At 37.0% G+C, this 19,382-nt stretch carries 15 protein-coding genes; 2 read left to right on the top strand and 13 right to left on the bottom strand.

Annotated elements, in window-relative coordinates; genetic code table 11:
* Nucleotides 1–221 precede the first annotated feature (221 nt).
* Nucleotides 222–1,094 (top strand): Cof-type HAD-IIB family hydrolase, encoded by an 873-nt coding sequence (locus AC6HZ4_RS01230; protein ID WP_497493227.1) that lies wholly within the window; start codon nt 222–224, stop codon nt 1,092–1,094.
* A 187-nt stretch (nt 1,095–1,281) separates the two neighbouring features.
* Here the strand turns inward: AC6HZ4_RS01230 and map are convergent, their stop codons facing one another.
* Nucleotides 1,282–2,031 carry a type I methionyl aminopeptidase gene (gene map, locus AC6HZ4_RS01225; protein WP_497493226.1) on the bottom strand — a complete coding sequence of 250 codons (750 nt, stop codon included), beginning with the start codon at nt 2,029–2,031 and terminating at the stop codon, nt 1,282–1,284.
* 87 nt (nt 2,032–2,118) lie between these two features.
* Between map and AC6HZ4_RS01220 the strand changes: the two genes are divergently transcribed.
* Nucleotides 2,119–2,322, top strand: a complete 204-nt coding sequence (locus AC6HZ4_RS01220) for a hypothetical protein (protein WP_497493225.1) — start codon at nt 2,119–2,121, stop codon at nt 2,320–2,322.
* A gap of 1,124 nt (nt 2,323–3,446) precedes the next feature.
* On the opposite strand, the gene AC6HZ4_RS01215 is transcribed toward AC6HZ4_RS01220, so the two are convergent.
* The 12 genes from AC6HZ4_RS01215 to AC6HZ4_RS01160 form a co-directional block, all read right to left on the bottom strand.
* The gene (locus AC6HZ4_RS01215) at nt 3,447–3,656 is read right to left on the bottom strand and encodes a hypothetical protein (protein WP_497493224.1); all 210 of its coding nucleotides are present in this window, start codon (nt 3,654–3,656) and stop codon (nt 3,447–3,449) included.
* 43 nt (nt 3,657–3,699) lie between these two features.
* Nucleotides 3,700–4,677, bottom strand: a complete 978-nt coding sequence (locus AC6HZ4_RS01210; protein WP_497493222.1) for a sugar ABC transporter substrate-binding protein — start codon at nt 4,675–4,677, stop codon at nt 3,700–3,702.
* A 195-nt stretch (nt 4,678–4,872) separates the two neighbouring features.
* A complete protein-coding gene (locus tag AC6HZ4_RS01205; RefSeq protein WP_497493221.1) occupies nt 4,873–6,294 on the bottom strand; it encodes a sugar porter family MFS transporter in 1,422 nt (473 codons plus the stop codon).
* Nucleotides 6,295–6,678: 384 nt separating this feature from the next.
* Nucleotides 6,679–7,704 carry a bifunctional inositol 2-dehydrogenase/D-chiro-inositol 1-dehydrogenase gene (gene iolG / locus AC6HZ4_RS01200; RefSeq protein ID WP_497493219.1) on the bottom strand — a complete coding sequence of 342 codons (1,026 nt, stop codon included), beginning with the start codon at nt 7,702–7,704 and terminating at the stop codon, nt 6,679–6,681.
* A gap of 24 nt (nt 7,705–7,728) precedes the next feature.
* Nucleotides 7,729–8,709, bottom strand: a complete 981-nt coding sequence (locus tag AC6HZ4_RS01195) for a sugar phosphate isomerase/epimerase family protein (RefSeq protein ID WP_497495555.1) — start codon at nt 8,707–8,709, stop codon at nt 7,729–7,731.
* A 354-nt stretch (nt 8,710–9,063) separates the two neighbouring features.
* Nucleotides 9,064–9,972, bottom strand: a complete 909-nt coding sequence (locus AC6HZ4_RS01190; protein WP_497493218.1) for an AraC family transcriptional regulator — start codon at nt 9,970–9,972, stop codon at nt 9,064–9,066.
* Between the two features lie 1,000 nt (nt 9,973–10,972).
* On the bottom strand, nt 10,973–11,740 hold the full coding sequence (locus tag AC6HZ4_RS01185; RefSeq protein WP_497493217.1) for a hypothetical protein: 768 nt from the start codon (nt 11,738–11,740) through the stop codon (nt 10,973–10,975).
* Between the two features lie 15 nt (nt 11,741–11,755).
* Complete coding sequence (locus tag AC6HZ4_RS01180) at nt 11,756–12,544, bottom strand: SMODS domain-containing nucleotidyltransferase (RefSeq protein ID WP_497493216.1); 789 nt, start codon at nt 12,542–12,544, stop codon at nt 11,756–11,758.
* Nucleotides 12,545–12,723: 179 nt separating this feature from the next.
* Entirely contained in the window at nt 12,724–14,616 is a 1,893-nt protein-coding gene (locus AC6HZ4_RS01175; RefSeq protein ID WP_497493215.1) for a TnsD family transposase, read from the bottom strand.
* The gene (locus AC6HZ4_RS01170) at nt 14,585–16,294 is read right to left on the bottom strand and encodes an ATP-binding protein (RefSeq protein WP_497493214.1); all 1,710 of its coding nucleotides are present in this window, start codon (nt 16,292–16,294) and stop codon (nt 14,585–14,587) included. Before AC6HZ4_RS01170 ends, AC6HZ4_RS01175 begins: the two co-directional genes overlap by 32 nt.
* Nucleotides 16,272–18,440, bottom strand: a complete 2,169-nt coding sequence (locus tag AC6HZ4_RS01165) for a Mu transposase C-terminal domain-containing protein (protein WP_497493213.1) — start codon at nt 18,438–18,440, stop codon at nt 16,272–16,274. Before AC6HZ4_RS01165 ends, AC6HZ4_RS01170 begins: the two co-directional genes overlap by 23 nt.
* Before the next feature lie 15 nt (nt 18,441–18,455).
* Nucleotides 18,456–19,259: a TnsA endonuclease N-terminal domain-containing protein gene (locus tag AC6HZ4_RS01160; protein WP_497493212.1), complete on the bottom strand. Its 804-nt coding sequence runs from the start codon at nt 19,257–19,259 to the stop codon at nt 18,456–18,458.
* Between the last annotated feature and the right edge of the window lie 123 nt (nt 19,260–19,382).

The following is a 19,382-nucleotide window of genomic DNA, read 5'->3' as shown; positions in this document are numbered from 1 at the left end:
TTTACATTTCGACCTAGTCATTCACCTATGTCAGTATATGAACGAACGCCTTTATCGGTTACCGTTCTTGATGATGAGCTTTGCTGTGTTACCTTAATTTTCTATAAGTTTATCTTTACCACCCTACAAAAAGAAAACGCATACAATTACAATACTTAAAAAATGAATAGTTACTATCTGGAAAACTATCATGTATGATAGATAGGGAAGGAGTGATCACTATGAAACTAATAGCTATTGATATGGATGGCACCTTGCTATCTCACGAGTTACAAATTTCTGAGCGCAACATGAATGCCATTCAGCAAGCACAGCAGGATGGGCATATTGTGATGATTTGCTCTGGACGAGCAAAGGATGATCTTTTAGGGCTGTTACAGCGCTATAACCTATCCCTTCCTCTTGGGACAAGCAATGGAGCTGTTGTATATGTAAATGACACATTGCTTCAAGCTTCCTACATAAACAAAACGATTGCGCTGCAGACAGCGCTGCACCTTGAAGCGGAAGGTTTCCCGTATAAGGTCTACACAAATCGGGGGATTTATGTACCAACCAATTGGAACGAAAATGTAATGCGCGCATGGCAATCAGCCAGCTCACAATCTCATAATTTCACAATAGAAGATCTACAGAAAGTGACTGAGCAACAGCTGAAATCCAATGTCATTCATTCCTTTGATAATATATCCACCCTTCTGTCATCAGATGAATTGCAGGTAGAAAAGTTTTTTATTCTAACATTGGATAACCAGACACGAATACAGCTTCTAGGACATTTACAAGCAATAGAGGAAATTGGCATTACCGCCTCTGCGCCGACAAATCTGGAGGTAATGGATCGAAACGCCCATAAAGGGAATGGCTTACGAGCGATGGCTGCACACTTCGGCATCCCAATGGAACATACCGTTGCGATCGGCGATAATTTTAATGATGTTCCGATGCTGCAGGCAGCCGGCTTTTCCATTGCAATGGGGAATGCAGAACAGGAAGTGAAGGATCTGTGTGATGCTGTCACACTTTCAAATGACGAACATGGTGTGGCACACGCGCTAGAAACATATGTCTTACAAAAAACAAAACAGTTATAAGAAACAGCCGATATGACCTGATTTGATTGCGAAGGGGACAGTTCTCAGCACAACGGGGCGCTTTTTATCTGTTTGGAAGGGAGGCTTTCCCCACAGCAAGCAGGTCATGGGAGCTAAACAGGGTCCAAAAGGGTTGCTTCCTTAAAGGATAAATTACAGAAGCCTTCCATGACGGAAGGCTTCTTTTCTACTCTTGGGCCGTTAGCAATATCGGCCCTTCCTCTGTTATCGCAAGCGTATGCTCATACTGTGCGGACAACGACCCATCCACTGTTCTGGCCGTCCAATTATTATCATCCATTTTCGATTGCCATGCACCAATATTAATCATTGGCTCAATCGTAATCACCATGCCTTCCTTTAAGCGAAGGCCTCTCCCGGGTAAACCGAAATGCGGAATATGCGGTCCTTCATGAATCGATGGACCGATACCGTGCCCAGTGAACTCCCTTACTACAGAATAACCCTTGGGTTCCACGTAAGATTGAATCGCATGACCAATATCTCCAACGCGGTTCCCTGGTACCGCCTGTTCAATTCCTTTATACAGAGCTTCTTTTGTTACCTCAAGCAGTCCTTCTGCCTCTGCAGAAATGCGGCCGACTCCATATGACCAAGCAGAATCCGCCAGTGCACCTCCTAGGTTAACAACCATATCAATTGTCACGATATCCCCTTCCTGTAAAGGTGTTTTTCGCGGAAAGCCGTGACAAATTTCATCATTAATAGAAGCACACGTTGCATACGGGTAGCCCTTATATCCCTTTTGCTCCGGCTTGGCTCCATGCTGAAGCAAAAACTTCTCTGCCGCACGGTCAAGCTCCATTGTTGTAATACCAGGTTCAATAAGCTTTGCCAGTTGCTTATGACAAGCAGCTAACAGCTTCCCCGCTTCATGCATAAGAGCAATTTCTCGTTTTGTTTTTAATGTAATCACACAAACACTTCCTAACAAAATTTTACTTCTATCTCTCTCTGGACAAGCATAACATAGTACAAAATAAGAGAAAAGCAGGAGGAAACGATGGAGAATATCTTTTCCTATATCGCAGGCGCATTTGCGATTATTTTTGTTGTACTAGTAACGCTACTGCTATTTCCCTTTTTCCCGATGCTGGCATTATGCTTCGTGATTGCCTGCATGTTTGCCACTGCCATTATTGCAACCTTCGCCCCCGAAGCAAATGAAGAAAACGAAGAAAACGGAGTTGAGCGCATGGAAGCGTAAGCTCCGTTTTTTGTTCCCAAAATGCATCCTTTTCCCCATCTTTTTAGTTAAACAGGGGCCTTTAGTGTCATTTTAGTAAATCGGAAAACCTGAATTAAGAACCAACAGGAAATCGGATAGACAGGGATGGAATAGTATAACTTCCATCCTGTATACGTAAAAACATCATTTTTTACATTTAGCCACTCAAAAAACACTCCAAATGCATCCCAAGTTAGAATATAAAAGACGAGGTTTTTTCCATGTAATCTCAGCTTTTCGTAGAAGTAGAGAAAAATAAACGAAAATGCGGGATATAAAAATATATGTATCAAGGTTGCGGCTGGTTCGTATATCTTATTATCTACTATACTGTACGTCAAGAACAAAGAAGATATACAGGAGAGGAGCCCTTCTTTGACATAAACATCTGGTTAAAGAAGTTACACTATGGGTTAAGAATGAGCATAAGTATCTTTTCTCCTGCTGAATTACAAAAACCCAATCCAATAAAAATTGGATTGGGTCTTCTAGGAACAGGTTTCCTTATTAAAGGACAATTTATCAGTTCCCGGCTTTATTGTAATTTAACAACTTGTTGAAAGACAAAAAAGTCGTGTACTGAAATAGAGCTATATAATAGAAGGAACCATGTCCCATATCCCCCCATCCCTTCCCTGCCCTATCTCTTGCTATATGGGGCTTCAGGGGGGTTTTTAATCAAACGTTTGTTGAAATGCAAAAATTTCAGGATCGTTCCTAAAATTCCTTCGGTTTGGGTACATCCTTATTTGTTAAGAGTAGGGTTTGTTTGAGTGGAACAACAGATGAAACCCTCGAACAAAGCCCTGTTTTTCTAGAAATTTGCTATACAAAAACCGCCTACCTTCGTTAGTGATAAGCATGAAGGGACTCCCATTATGAACTGCACCCGATTGTTAGTTGTGTCTAACAATCGGGTGCAGTTCACAGATGGAGGTTCTTTTTTGTTGTTATCTGAACATCGAATGTACAATTTTGTGATACAATCTTTCCTCTTTTTCAGTAACTCTTATCTTACAAGAAAGCGGATGTACGAAAAGATATATTTTCATACATTCAGACTTTTTACTACTCTTAAATTACAAAGAATTGTGATACTTCCATCAAAAAAAAAGGCAGCCTTGTGGCCACCGATACCTGTGTAACTCGATGTAGATTCCTTGTTCAATCAACTCATCTTTCTTTCGTTGGGCTTGTTCTGCATTCATATCTGTTACTGCAACTATTTTTGCTCTTGTTAACGTATGGGTAATTCTGCGAATATGATCCTGTCCAATGGCACATGTTCCAATTATGTCTAATCTCAATGTCATAATAAAATACCTTCTCTAATCATTCCTAAGTAGCTAGTAGCTATTACTTCTTATATTTCGCGATGAACTCGTCTACATTCTGTGCTGTTACAAGTTGGTATGGTACGATTACATTCTCTACCTTTTCACCTTTCGCTGCTTTTACAGCTGTATCGATACTGGCTGTGCCTTGACCAACTGCATCTTGGAATACTGTTACTTCTAGCTTCCCAGCTTTTACAAGATCTAAGGCTGCTGGTGTCGCATCAATGCCTGCAACTAAAATGTCATCTAACTTTCCTGCCGCTTCGATTGCTAAAATAGCACCTATTGCCATTTCATCATTATTCGCTACTACTGCATCAATTTTCTTTCCGCTTTGCAGCCAGTTTTCCATCAATTTCATAGCGTCTGGACGGCTCCACTTTGCTGAGCTTTGTACAGTAACCTTCATATCAGAATGTTTAGCGATGATTTGTTTATTTCCTTCTGTGCGCTTAATTTGTGCCTCATGACCTAACTCGCCATCCATAATTGCGATATTGCCTTTTCCATTCAGCTGTTTTGCCACCTCTTCCATTTGGAGTAACCCTGATTCAATGGACTCGGAGCCAACATAAGCAGTTGCTTTTTCTACACCGTCGAATGTCTGATTAGATACGATAATGGGAATGTTTTCTGATGTAACGCGATCTACAATATCTACTGCGGCAACTGTATCAACCGGAGTGAAAATAATGGCATCTACTTTTAATTCAATGAAATTTTCGATTTGGTTCATCTGCTTTGCGCTATCGTTTTGAGCATCGCTGTACATAAATTCATAATCTGGATACTTTTCCTGCTCTTTCTTCATCGCATCGATCATATACGTACGGAACTCATCACTAAAGTTAGATAGCGAAACCCCTATCACCTTTTTACCACTGGACTTCCCTTCCGCCCCTTTTCCGCTTGTAGTCTCACTCCCGCTACTGCAAGCTGACAGTACCAACATCATGAGTAGAGTGAAAATCGCTACCAGTTTTCTCTTTACCTTCATTACCCATTCCCCCTGCGTTATAATGTAATAAAAGCAAAGAAGTGTAATCGCTTTAATTTATAGGTTTATGCAAAAAATCAAAAGTAATCGATTACACTTCTAAGTATATGGCACTCTATTATAGAGTCCTTATCTTAATAAGATACATTTTTGTTTTTGTGGAGACATCCTGCTCAATAGTTATAAATTATGAATTTACTTTGCTGAAGCTTCAACCGTATTTAAATCGTTCTGGGTATCTCGATTATCGTAGGTACGGAAGTAATGTTCTAGCTCTTCAAGGGTGCGTCCCTTAGTTTCCGGCAAGTATTTCTTCACAAAAGCGATAGCTACAAATCCTATAACCGCAAAGGAGAAGAATGTTGCGGACAAGCCAATCTTATCGAGTAATATCGGGAACATCAGACCAATACAGAAATTCGTTACCCAGAGGAAAAACACGCTAATGCCCATACCTAATCCGCGCAAGCGCAAAGGGAATATCTCAGAAAGTGTAACCCACAATACTGGTCCGATAGCTCCCTGCATGAAAGCTAGAAATGTGACTGTCAGGGCAAGCATAATATACGGAAGTGAGGCAGACCCCTTAAGTACAAATGAAAATATTCCAATGAGCAAAAGTACTAGTGTAGTTCCTGTCAATCCAGTCAGCATCATTGATCGACGACCAACCTTGTCAAGGAGCCAAATGCCAACGAAAGTTGCCAAAACTGAGATTGCACCATTGGCAATGTTTCCAATCAATGCAGCGGATGTCTCAAATCCGGCATCTCTAAGAATTTCAGTTCCATAATACATAATCGAGTTAACGCCCGTAACTTGCGATACAACACCAACTCCAATTCCAATAAACACAATGCGGCGTATCCACGGTACGGATAAATCCTTAAAAGTGGCTTTATCCATTTTTGATTCCTCAGCTAAAGCAGCCTTAATCTCATTGAATTCCGACTTAGCTCGGTTTTCCTCCCGTATCTGTCTTAGAATACGAAGGGCCTCATCATTCCTCCCCTTTGAAACAAGCCAACGTGGACTTTCTGGTACTCTAATCATACCAAAGAACAGGAACACTGCTGGAAGTGCTGCAATGGCCAACATGTAGCGCCAAACATGTACGTTATCAGCCATTGTGTTACCTAAGATGGCATTAAAAACGAAAGCTAATAGTTGTCCACCAACAATCATCAATTCATTCTGGGTTACCATTTGACCACGGCTCTCTGCGGGTGACATTTCTGCTAAATAAGTTGGAACTGTTACTGATGCACCTCCCACAGCAAGTCCAAGCAAGAACCGGAAGATAATCATAACAGTAACGTTCGGAGCAAGAGTACATCCCATTGTAGCAACAAAAAACAATACCGCAAGATAAAGAATGTTTTTCCGGCGACCACTATAATCAGATAATCGACCACCGAATACTGCACCCAGCGCAGCTCCGAAAAGCAGTGAACTTGCTATAAGACCTTGAGTAACTGAATTGAGACCGAGAGCTTTAGACATAGAAGGCAAGGCGCCATTGATAACACCCGTATCGTATCCGAAAAGAAGCCCGCCGAATGTTGAGATTATGATAATCGTACGTAAAAACGAACTTGGGGTTCCGTGTTTACTCATGTTAATTTCTCCCCTCTTCCTGTTAAAAAATATATAAATACTTTTTTTGTTTATATGTTTTCGTATCAATAAAGCGTCTACCAATGTTAACGCGTTCAGAATACGCTTACATTATTGGACTGAAACAATTTATACAGATGAATCTTAAGGATTGCTTGTTTAGTTGATCATTTATATTTATAAAAGATAGTTACTATTCAAAACGTTTTCTTTAGTTGATGATTAACTGAAGAAAACGTTTTGAATTTCCAGTAAAACAACTACTTTTTGTGAAATAGATTTTTCAAAGAATGTATTAAACCTTTAACTTACTTTATTCCAATCAAAAAGGTGATCAGTTGTCCTTATAACTGTATATATCATGTTAAATAAGATCATTATTTTCTATTGTAAAACACATTGTTTGCTGTAAAATGCCGGACGTTCTGGTATAGAAATTGGAACAATCTGACCTGTATGCTTGGCTTTCACACAAGCATCCGCCGTCACTGCTACAACATAACCATCCCAAGCTGATGGTCCATTCATTTCACCTTTTACAGTACAATTAATCCATTCTTGCAGTTCAACATCATAAGAATCAATGAAACGATCCTTCCAATCTACTAGAATTTCCGTTGAAAGCTTCGCTTCGCTTCGCATAAGTACACTGGATGGCTCAGGTAAGTTGGCTGTACCTGTTTCTCCAACAACCTGACATTGAATGTCATATCCATATTGACAATTTACAAATATTTCGGTGCCAATTCGGATTCCTTGTTTAGTTTCCAGTAAGACGATATGCGGATCCTGTACCCCTTCAGCTGCAAAACGTGTGTTTCTTGGCAGAATTACCTGGGCAGAAACATAATCGTCATTGAGTAACCAACGCAAAACATCTATTTCATGAGGAAAAGAATCAGTAAGCGCCATATCACCGGTACAGCCTGGAGCTGAAGGAGCTCGGTGTGCACAATGCACCATTAACGGCTCACCGATTCTTCCATTATCAACAACACGTTTCAATGCGCGATACCCCTTATCATAACGTCGCATGAATCCTACTTGAACCAACTGTTTACCGTGCGCAATCTCTGCATCAACGATTCTCTTACATCCCTCAGCAGTTGTAGCAAGTGGTTTTTCGCAGAAAACTGGTTTACCCGCAGCAATGGAAGCCAAAACAAATTCTTCATGAGTAGGGCCCCAAGACGTTACGATAACTGCATCAACATCGTCGGAGTTAATAACGTCATGTCCATTTTCGTAAACCTTTGCATCAAGATTTTCATTTTTAACAACGGCGTTAGCTTGTTCTGCATTCACGTCTGTCACTGCAACAATTTTAGCTCCCGATAAAGTGTTGGAAATTCTTCGAATATGATCTTGACCAATAGCACCTGTACCAATAACGCCTATTTTTAAAACCATACAATATATACCTCCTTATTTTATTTATTGGTTAACAATTGAATAAAGGTTTGAGCTTTTATTCTTAAAATCTCTAGGTAACGCTTCTTTGAGAACATCCATAGATTTTTTAACACCAGTAAGCGGTTCCATTGTTAGATCTTCCATTTCAAGAACTACCGGTCCCTCATATCCTGTCATTTTCACGACAGTGAAGAACTCCTTCCAATAACTAACATCGTGTCCGTATCCAAGTGCCACATAATTCCATGAACGATCAGCAAAACTTTCCATCGGTTTCACGTCGATAAGTCCATGTATATCATTTACTCCTCTTTCTATCCGTACATCTTTAGCATGGACATGATATATTGCACTTCCTAATGCCCTTGCTGCTGCAATCGGATCTCCACCCATCCAAAATAGATGACTTGGGTCAAAGTTCATGCCAACCATATCTCCGACTTCATTTCTTAATTTGAAAAGTGTTTCTGGATTATGCACTAAATTACAACCAAGATTCTCAACGGCAATTTTTTTGACGCCGCGTTCTTTCGCAACTTTCACGGCTTTTTCCCAGTATGGAAAGGCCACTTCATTCCATTGCCATTCTAGAATTTTAAAATGGGGAGGTAAAATAGGGTGTGTTAGCCAATTGGGCGTCACATCATTTGGACCCCCGCTAGGGCAACCTGACATCATAACAACTGTTTCTACCCCTAAAAGCCCTGCAAGTTGAAATGTTTTTTCAACAACTGCTTTATGAGCTTCTCCCTCTTCCGTTGGTTCGAGTTGATTTCCTGAACAATTTAAAGCTGCAATTTCAAGTCCTCTGCTTTTAATAGCATCTAAAAACTTCTCGCGTTTAACAGCACTCTCCAGCAAACCATCTAAATCAACATGTGGCGCTTTAGACCAATTGCCGCATCCTAATTCTAGAGCTTCAAATCCCAAATCTACACATGTATCAAGCATTTCTTCCAACGGCATGTATCCTAAAATATCAGTAACTAAGCCAGCTTCCATCATCAATACCTCCATATATAATAAATAAACATTGAAAGATATACTATTTCATTTTAAAGACATACAATTACAGGGAAATTGGTTCATAACCTTCAATATTAGCCTACCTTTTAAGTTACTATTCAGCAGGAAATTCCTAATGTAATCGTTGTCATCACTGTTAAACCTGAACAAAAATTTCTCATTTACAATTATGATTATAGGATATTACACAATACGTGTATTTAGATTATCAAGACGCGTTTTTACACTTTTCAGACACGCTCTTTCTAAGAAAACCATTGACTCATCGTATACTTATCTTTTTAGCAAAAAAACCCCCACGTTAATGCATAGCATTAAGCGAGGGGGAATTCAATACTCTGTATATTCAATTGTTTTTGAGTCTATATAAAGCAAGCGAAAGATTCCTGGTGGACTACCCATCACAGAGTGAAAAACACGAGTAAAATAGTGAACCGTTTTAAAACCAGTTTGTTTTGCAATATCCTTGATGGATAAATCTGTTGTTTTAAGTAATGCGGCAGCTCTCTGTATTCTCTCATTTTGAACAAACTCTGAGTAACTTACACCTAATTCTGATACAAACATTCTTGACAAGTGCCGGCCTGATATGTGGAACTGACTAGCTACATCGTTAAGTTTTAAAGAACTTGCTAGATTATCATTAATGTATAACTTTGCTTGACTAAGAAGGGGAGAAATCATTTCAACAGGTTTTTTTTGACTCTTACTGTGCGAATAAGGAACAAAAATTTGTAGTAATGAAAGAATAAGAGAGTAAGCTAGATTTGTTAGCATTTCTTCATAAAAAACCTGTTCATACTTTGTTGTTTGGATAAGAAGAGATTTCCAAAGCAATACAGCGATTGTGTCATCGCTTACAGGTACAATTACTTTGGAACATTTCCGAGCTTCCCTTATTATTTCTATCCATTCTTCACTTGATTCTGATTCTGTTAACTCAAATGCTACATAAAGAAGAGCTAATCCATCTTCACTTTTTATTTGGTGTGAAACATCTGGTCTTGAAAGGAACATCGTATTTTTTTGTAGAGAGTAAGTACAATCGCCTTCTATATAATACCCTTCACCATCAACCACAAAACAGATCTCAAAAAAAGAATGTTGATGCGGTACAACGTCATAATGCTTTGGCATGACTCCCCAATAATGTACATGAAAAGATGACCCATTTTGTACTAAACGATGAATATATTGATTCAAATAAAATTTTCCTGATATAAATTTACTTAAATCCAAAAAAACCCCTCCAGTTAAACGTGAGTTGAATCCGTAAAATAGGAAAATACACAACACCTATACTACCTGTTTCTTGCTTCTATGGGGGACAGGTAGTGCAACTTCTCTTGAATTCGCACACAATTATACTAATGGAGATATTCTGACACAGCTTTTTACCCACTTGTGTTGGATAATTTTGTTATTTCTTCTGAGTAGAAAGGCTCTCTTTCTCTTGTTACTATATCTGTTATAAGAAGTGAACTTCCCTTTTTAACGATTCCCATATTCCAAGTATTTTATCGATTTTGATTTTTTACTTTCCTCTTTATATTTTTCGTGCACCTCTTGCTCATCAATATTTGCATACCTCACGTAAAAACCAAAAAGTAATCGATTATATTTTTAAATATATTACACTCTAGTATAGGAATCCTGATAGTACAAAAACATCTTTTTGTCTTTTAAAGAATAGCATTAAAAATTTTATCTTATGAGGCTATATTTTTGTCTTTTAGAGACATCTTGTTCAATTCTTATGGTATCTAATCTACCTTAACTTCTGGAGTATTATCACCTGCAAAAACTGTATTGGAAAGTAAGTCAAGTATACCTACTTGCTTTATCCTACTCTCTTCATTTTACCCCCATTACTTCCCCGGTATCTGATACACCGATTATTATGCAACAATCCCTGTCATGTACCGTATTTGCAAAATTTCAAAGCCACAACCTGCGCTTGATGTAGAGATATAGAGTTAGCAGATCCAATGTATAGAAAAAAGCATCGGTATTAAACCGATGCTTTTTTCTATATTGATCAGTACTCAACTTTGTTGTCCAGTTCCTGACTTTATTGTAATTTAACAACAACTGTTGAAAGACAAAAAAGTCGGGTACTATAAAACCTTTAAACCCGCATTCTTACGTTGTGTGAAACACTTCACGGAAAACAAAGTTGGGTACTGAATTTTTATTAAACATGGCAACAAAGTCGGGTACTCAGCATCCTCGATTTCCTTCATATATTAACGTTTCTTTTAACCATTTCCCATTCATTCGTAATGGCAGGATTTAACCTGTGGAAAATTTTACTCGATAAGTGAACTCCCATACTTGCCACAACCGTTTCATATCGAAAGACAAGATTTAATATGGAAGCAATGGCTTGATCATTGCTGTTTAATCCATTTGTTAAAAAGATTTGTCTAAACTCCTTAAATAATTGGTTACATGTACTTCTCAGAATTTCCAACTTCATATGGTTTACAATCAATCCGGTAGTAAATACTGTTTGGGCTATAATAGCTATAAAATTTAAATCTACATTTCGAATAAGAATGGCAATTAACCAAATTAATAAATAGATAAAAACCTTTATCCTTTCCTTTTTTGCCATTTCTTCGGTTACCCTCCAGGTGAATAAGGAATTTTCAAAAACATTGACACCTAAACGTAATATGGAAGGGCTATGTGAATTATTGTAATACAGATTTGTTTCTTCATCATCGAGTCTTACTCCAAAAGAATCCGATAATAAATGTATTCTTCTTTTACTTTGAGCTTCCCTTAACAAAAAAAAGCTAAGCCAGTTACTGATACCAAAATAAGCAACTGTAGTAATAATAAAGATAATATTCAAAATGTAGTTTACAGCGGGTTTATTACTTGTAAAAAACACAGCAATAGAACAAATTATAGAAAACCAAAATAAAAAGCTGCTCCACGAGTTAACTCGCGATACGTGTTTAAAATAAACATCTACTGTATCAATTCTTCCAGTCGTCATCTTTTTTATCTCCTTTTAAAAGTCAGGAAATATTTTTTCTATTTCCAATTGGGCTGTATAAGGTAATCCCTGTTTTTCATAATCTTTCGTATTAGCTATTATTTTTTTTGCACGGTCCACTTTATCTTTATACCATTGTGGGTCACTATAATTATAATCTAGTGTTTCAAAGGTATTATAAACAAAATCCTTTAGATTGTTACAGTTCCAATAGAATCTGTCCGTTATCCAATTTTCTAATCCATACGAAGAAAGATAACTTCCATTTAATCGGTTCCAATATTTCATAAGCCGAACCAGTGGTTTAATTTGGTAGTAATAATTTATGTTTGCATCTGTTAATTTTTTATTAAATGCATTCGGGTCAGTCTGCATCCAATCTTCATAAGAAGAAGACGGAGATGGGATATAAATAGTCCCCCACATATCCTTTTTGGCAGGTACCAATTCAAATTTAATGTGATTTAACTCAAGTACAATCGTTGGATGGGATTGGTAAATCTCTGAGGTGCTGTAATAATACTTAACAAAGTCTTTTAAATGATTTAACAGCGTTTGAGGTTTATAATTATGTGGATTTTTAAAAATAACCATATAATCTACATCGGAATATTCATCAGCTTTTCTTGGCAGAATAGTCCCCCTTGTATATGAACCAAATTTAAAATGATCAGTAAGTTGACCATCAAAATATCTGTTTAACCTGTCCGATAAAGTATCAATCGATTTTTTTACTTTGTCTTTTTCGTCTTGTTTTAAATTTAATTTACTTGATAAATTATCCAAATGCGATTGAACACTCATTATACCTCGCCTACTCTCAACTTATATTTTGTAAATATTAGTATAACAGACATCTAGTTATAAGAGCATATATTCTTGTCCTTTAATTAAACTATGAAATTAAATTTTATTAAGATGAAAGATGAAAACAAAAAACCGCGATTTTTATTTTAAAACGCGGCAGTTTTTCACATTTATTATTATTTTAGTTTTTTTGATAGAGTGTCATACTCGGTTACTCTTAATGTAATTAACCTTTTTACCTCATCTGAAACCGTTGAACGAAGAGCTGCCTTTCTATAAATATGCCATTCAAGAATTGGCTCTCCCTCTTTTTTTAGTTTTTCAACCCAAAATTCAACCCTCCTCTTTTGAAAAGCTACTATATCCTCCGATACTTTACTAATGTAATCCATAGTTTTTGGCACCTTTTCTGCTTTTTTCTGTAATAATGATAGTTGATTTATCTTCTTACCGATAGAAGTAGCTGTTATTTGGGTTATTTTTCCAACATCTAAATCCCAATTTTGTACCACTTTTTTCACTTGCTCCAATAATTCAATATCACGTTTTTCCCAATTGATTCGTTGATTAGGAGCCTGGATTCTTTTCTGAGTTGGGGAAAATTCATTGAGCCAATCACGGTCATTTCGGTATAAAAAAGCATAAACATCAGGTACCAACTTTCGTAATTCCGTTTTTGATTTTTCGGGATATTCATCTTGAAGCCTTAACCACTTATTTTTTCTTTCATTTAACTGAGTCTGGTAGTCTTCCAAAGGCTCACTTACGTTTTGCTCTTCGATTTTCGGCATTTTCCAAGGAGCCTTTAGTCCCAAATCAGCAGCATATTTTTTGATTGTAGTTCGGTCTGCCTGTAATTCCTTAGCTATTTCTGTAAGAGTGTTTCTCTCATTAACCAGTTCTGTTAATTTTTCTTTCCAAACATGACCGTAATCCTTTATCGTGCCTATACGATACTTATCATCATTGTTTTGATCAGGTCCTCTTCTTGAAAAGACAAAACCACAATCGCAGCGGAATGTACCAACTGGATTTCCAGTATCGCAACACCTCGTAATCGTTAATGATTTTACGACAGGTTTATGATAATTTGCGCAAGCAACATTAAGGCATAGCCAAGGTTCGTTTCCAAAAGGAGTATATTCCTTTTTATCAAACAAATTATCTAATTCTGTATCTAAAAACAGCATTACTAATATATGACGAATCGGATGAAAAGACTTGCGGTGTTTTTGAAATATCATTGTTAACCAATCAGTTTCTTCGAAAAATACTTTTGATTGTAACAGTTCTAAACAACGGTCAGAGAATTTCGTACCAAAACTTTGGTATAGTCTCTCCCTATTCAAAAATCCATTAACACTTGCGTATCTCTTTTGTTTTAACAGCTGTAAATAATTGTTTCGAACAGTGTTATCCGTTGTTTGAAGATGAATATTGAGTAGAAGAGATTCAGTTAATTTAGCAACAATTACCATTAACTGAAATTCCTCTTTGTTTAATCCATCTAGATTTATCTTTGTTCTTTCAACAAAAGGCGTAGCAATATTAAATTCATGTTGGTTACGGGCTTTTACAGAGACTGTTGTTTCTTCTAATAATGTTTGATGTTTAGGACAAATAAAAACACCTGGAGCTTGATGCACCCTACGCCAGTATGTTTCGCCATAAGTATCCATATCTTCTTTTATACAATCACTACATACCCAAAGGTTGTTTTTTAATTTGACATTACTTGCAGATAAACCAATTCGAGTATGTATCGTGCTCCCCTTTCTATCCAACATTGACTGTTTTACTTGCCTTGCCTGTTTTGGAAGTAAAAAAGCTGCATAATAGGGATACATCGTATGATTAAAAATTAATTGATCTGCATTCCAATAGGAACCTAGTTGTCCCAGCAAAGTATTTAAATTTGCTGGTAGATCCCAAACCGACCGAACTGTTCGTTTTTCAAACAACTCTTCCATCGTTATTTTTGGACTAGTGTTTCCGGATCTTACATGATATCTAGCAAACACGCTGTATAACAGCTCATCAGGATACGGTGTCGGAAACCAGTTCAGCATTTTTTTCATCCTCCCAAAACTCATCTAATGGTTGTTTAATGATATGTTTATCCAGAAAATATTCATAAACCGATTTTTTCTTCTTCCTTGCTTCTTGCAACAAGCGACCCAAATAATTTTCATTCGCAGACAAAGTTTTCTTTTTCCTATTAGTGCTGTTTTCTTTCTTTTCATCTTTATCAATAAGAAGTTTTACCGTTTCTTTTAACACTATGGATTTTTCAAGATCATCCCCTAATTTTTCAAACACTTTCTTCACAGAACCTTCGACTTCTTTAGGGTCAAAATCCATGGATAGCAATTGTAATATCACTTCTTCTAGAAGAGATTGTTCCTTTTTTTCACGTTTTTGTTTTTGTAACTTCTTTTGAATACGAATTTTTTCATGCAAATCAATCGATGCTTTATATTTTTCGATTTCCTCAGCCATATCAATTGGACGGATATCTTCGTATTTGGCAATTTCACTTGGAATACCTGATTTTAATGCTGCTAACATCGGTTGAACCAATCTTAAACTGTCCTTACCCACTTGCTGAATAATTTGCTCGGTTAATCTTTCTTCCCCTGTGGCAATTGCTCTTATCTGTGATAGCATAAAAAGTTTTACAGCAATGTCTAGAATGCCTTGGCTTTCCTCATAAAGCAGGTCACTCAATTCTTTTGTTAGTGGCGTATAGTTCGCTGTCCACTGATACTCCCACATACCTTCGACAAACAATTCCCATGATTCATCTTGCGGCATCTGGGACCAAACCATATCCCCTTGCCCACTTCCACGTCTTGCCTGTCGAAATTCACTTTGCAAAACGGAAATAGCTTTATTCGTTCCTACCAATAAAACAGGAATACCGATAGTGTTTACCAGTGTAACGAAGAAGTTGAGCATTTTATCCGAACCTCCACTTTTACTGAGGCTTAGGTGTTGAATCTCATCGATAATGAGTAAACCAATCCCGTGAAGGTTTGCCAGATGCGCCATTCGTTGCAGCATTAAGTCTGTTGTATTTCTTTGTGAACCGAATTTGTTTAAATAGTTAGAACCTAATAGCCGGTCTAATTCTGAAAAGAAACTTATACATAAACCTTTTAAAGAACCATCAAATGGGCAATCAAGTTTCATCCAACTAATCTGAGTAAATAAAAAGGGTTTTCCTTGGTATTCTTGATGTTTGATGATTTGCGGATAAAAAGACAAAACCCGTTCAATGGCGGTTGACTTACCGATTCCGGAAAGACCAATGATAGTAAAACCAGCAACTGTTCTTTTAGTTTCTGTTTGGTACCTTTTTAGAAACTTCCCCGCTTTTATTGCTTCATAGCTTTCATGAACCCGCATGACTTCTTCTCTTTTCATCGGACTTCGGTGTATGTATCCTTGGCGAATGGATCTTGAAATTTTTTGTTCAAGCTCCAAATGCTTTTCGAATGGCTGAAAATATTGAAATAACCTTTGCACACAATGAAATCGATAGTTTGCATTTAAGGACCGCTCTTTTTCGTCAAAAGGAGGAAAAACTGATATTTGGTCGACCACCTCGTCCTCCGTAAAAATAGGTGGAAGTGCTTCGATTAACGGATTTGATGCATAATCTTGGACAATTTGGTCAGTATAAATAGCATTTACCATTTCTTCACTAGGAAAAATCTTAGCTTCACTTACTGCTAAATTTTGCATGCTTTAACTTCTCCTTTTGTTTTTGACGTAACAATTCAATCCTTGAAACAGACTGTTTAGGAATTATTTCTTCGACAATTTCAGTTTCATCAGGTTGGTAAAAATGTTCTGCATCCGCCAGTAAAAAGGCTTCTTCTTTTCGTCTTGTCTCTTTTTCCATCGACCTATTTTCACGGATTCCTTTGACAGCCTGATTCTTACTAGTTTCTATCTTTTCTTTTTCCAGTGATTCTTGTGCCTTTTGAACAATGTGTTCAATTTCACTAGTCAAGTCAACTTTTTGTTGTGTTTCTTCATGAGCATACTCTTGATTTTTCAATGTTCCATAATCAAAATAATACTCCACTTCTTCCATTGTTTTTCCTTGGTATTTTTTTTGATGTTCAAGTAAAGTCGCTATCTCATAACTCCTACCATCTTCGCTTGGTAAATAAATGTGTGACATATTTCGGGGATCATAACAAATAGGAATTTTCCACGTCTTCTCTCTTGCTTCTCCAAACCAATTTTCTTTTAATGCTGTTTCGCTGCTAAAACGCATCCTATTAAATTCAATTCCTTGGTACGTTACTGTTGCTTTTGCGGTCGGCAAGAGATGAAGCTTTACAAGATCTTCTGGATAAGAGCGAAGTTTTCCGGAACGGTTTTTTATACCCCAATTCCATAATTCGCGAGGAATAAGGGAAACCTCATCATCAATCATCATTTCATCTCGGTTATAATTCTTTAACAAATGATGATTGTTGTGATAGAGAACGCACCTGATAATAACGCTTGTAAATTCTTCTATTGTCAAAGTGGCATCTAAACGGTAATCCTTATCACCTCTTACAGCATCTTTGTCCACCACCCCTGGTAAAAATGGTTTAACTCCTCTTAAATTAATAGTCCGGAAGTGTTGCTCAACAATACCTTTCCAATCCGCACGGTATGGCGATGTATTTTCAACTTTCAAGTTGAAAGTAGAAATTAGTCGCTCCACATTATAACCTTCTAATTCACCTCGGTCAGCTAACAACGTTTGAGGAAGGTAATGGCAATTCCATTCCTCCTTGGTTATCGGAATATCATATTGTTTACAATAAGAAACTTTATCGCTGGCAGTGTTGGCTAATGCCATCATTGCTCCGACCCAAGACGGTCCTTCCAATCCTATATACAGTCCAACGACCATGCGGCTAAATACATCAATGACCACATAAATGACAGGGCGACCAATAATCCAGTTTCTATTAAATGAGCTAACGAGATAAACATCAGCAATTGTTGCATCGATTTGATATTTTGTTCCTGGTCCGTACAAATCACCTACGGATGTTCCTAATACTGCACGATGATTCAATTCGTATTTTCGGTTCCCTTTTCTTTTTCGGATTTTTTCTTCTATATTATATGTATTTTCATACCAATATCGGAATTGTCTAAAAGAGGGGAGTTTATCCTGTTCAAGGAGAATAGGCTTTTTCACACCATTTTCATAACGATAATCTGCGACAAAAAAAGTTTTTAATATTAAATCAAATGTCGTTGCAAGCGAAATTTTTTTAGTGGTATGATAAAACCTCTTAACACCAACACTAAAAATTCTTTTGATTTCATCAGTGATAATGATTCCCTCTCCAATGACATTTTGGAACTTTCTTGGTCGTCCCGTTTTGGTAGTAAATTCTTTTTCTTTCCCTTTTCCTCCGGAATTTTGATAGTCGGGCAGCAATGCATTTTTCACTTTTCCTCTTTGCCAAAATTGAGTCATATATTTATAAAGCAAACGTTTTGTCTTCCCAGTCCTCCCCATTGCTAAATTAATAAGGGGACCTCTTTTTTCTTTTCCATAAATTTCCGGCTCCTGCATTACCAATTTTTCAATACTTGCCCACCGTTCCTCTCTAATTGTTTTATTTGTTTCAGAAATTTTATCCTCATCTTGATAGATAAATGCAAAAGGATCTGTCTCGATTAACACCAATAATTCCTCATGATGTAACTGCTGCAAATCAGCGATTATTCGTTTTATTGGGAGCGCCTTTTCTTTCTCAATATTGATGGTATAACAAATTATGTTACCTTCATCAATCCAAAGAATGCGTTCTATTTGTTCTTCTCCGGTAGCTTCTTTAATACTGATAATGTCATTAACTACAAACATTCCGTCCCCTCTTTCCTAATCTAGTTTTATAACGTCTTCTACCCAAAGATGAGTGTAAATTTTTTTGTTAATATCAACAGGTAATTCTTTATGTGCAATTAAGTGCTTTAAAATTTCTAACCCTCTCCCATTATCTAGTTGAAATTTTTGATCAAATTCTGTTACAACTTCAATAATGGAAGTATTCATTCTTTTGATGGAGGATTTCATTTGCTGAGCATATCTTTGGAGTGCCGCCCTCGGTAGATCTTCTATTTCAAAGTAAGAGGAATGAAGCCATTCAACATTTTCAATCAGATTTTTTAGCATTTCTTTTTCAGTAACAATTCCCCAATCAATTCCGCGACTTTCCCAATAGGAACGTTCAATTTCAAATTTCTCAATCGTTCGCTCATTTTCCAAATCCTTTGACGGCTTAATTGTTCTTGCAACATGTAGGTTTCCTTCTGGAGCAGCTATTGTAATAAGAAAGTCGGTTGTCATAACAATGGGTATTTGAGTTTTTGGATCAGTTGGATGTTTAATCCCTTTATTCTCTGCTAATAACATCGTATCTTCACGAGTTAATGGAAACTGTTCTCGAATATCCACAACAGATTGATTCCACTCTAAGAAATAAAAATAATCACGTTCCAATTTAGAAAGAAAATGATGGATTCGATTTGTTTTCCACCCTTTGCCTCTGGTTGACAAACCAATAGAGGGGAAGTCTTGGATGTTAATCCAAGGTTTATAATTCTCTCCTTCTCCTTGACCCCGCCCCTCCTTTTCCATTTCCGCGATTTTCTTTTCGGTTAAACCAGTTTTTCTTTTTGCCATGTGTTCTCACTCCTTTAACAAACGTTGAACCCAATTACAATTAAACACTGCAGTAAATCATTCAGAACAAAATACCTGACCATTTCTTAAATGCTCATATGTAAGTGATTTAAAGATTTTATT

This window comes from Ectobacillus sp. OTK (assembly GCF_059698935.1).
Note: the sequence above shows the minus strand (reverse complement) of the source record. Positions and strands in the feature narration are given on the sequence as shown.

Coding starts and splice junctions, on each gene's coding strand:
- AC6HZ4_RS01160 (WP_497493212.1), bottom strand. CDS start 19,259: ATGGCAAAAAGAAAAACTGGTTTAACCGAAAAGAAAATCGCGGAAATG.
- iolG (WP_497493219.1), bottom strand. CDS start 7,704: ATGGTTTTAAAAATAGGCGTTATTGGTACAGGTGCTATTGGTCAAGAT.
- AC6HZ4_RS01205 (WP_497493221.1), bottom strand. CDS start 6,294: ATGAGTAAACACGGAACCCCAAGTTCGTTTTTACGTACGATTATCATA.
- AC6HZ4_RS01185 (WP_497493217.1), bottom strand. CDS start 11,740: ATGACGACTGGAAGAATTGATACAGTAGATGTTTATTTTAAACACGTA.
- AC6HZ4_RS01215 (WP_497493224.1), bottom strand. CDS start 3,656: ATGACATTGAGATTAGACATAATTGGAACATGTGCCATTGGACAGGAT.
- AC6HZ4_RS01195 (WP_497495555.1), bottom strand. CDS start 8,709: ATGGAAGCTGGCTTAGTTACTGATATTTTAGGATACATGCCGTTGGAA.
- AC6HZ4_RS01180 (WP_497493216.1), bottom strand. CDS start 12,544: ATGAGTGTTCAATCGCATTTGGATAATTTATCAAGTAAATTAAATTTA.
- AC6HZ4_RS01175 (WP_497493215.1), bottom strand. CDS start 14,616: ATGCTGAACTGGTTTCCGACACCGTATCCTGATGAGCTGTTATACAGC.
- AC6HZ4_RS01165 (WP_497493213.1), bottom strand. CDS start 18,440: ATGTTTGTAGTTAATGACATTATCAGTATTAAAGAAGCTACCGGAGAA.
- AC6HZ4_RS01230 (WP_497493227.1), top strand. CDS start 222: ATGAAACTAATAGCTATTGATATGGATGGCACCTTGCTATCTCACGAG.
- AC6HZ4_RS01210 (WP_497493222.1), bottom strand. CDS start 4,677: ATGAAGGTAAAGAGAAAACTGGTAGCGATTTTCACTCTACTCATGATG.
- AC6HZ4_RS01170 (WP_497493214.1), bottom strand. CDS start 16,294: ATGCAAAATTTAGCAGTAAGTGAAGCTAAGATTTTTCCTAGTGAAGAA.
- AC6HZ4_RS01220 (WP_497493225.1), top strand. CDS start 2,119: ATGGAGAATATCTTTTCCTATATCGCAGGCGCATTTGCGATTATTTTT.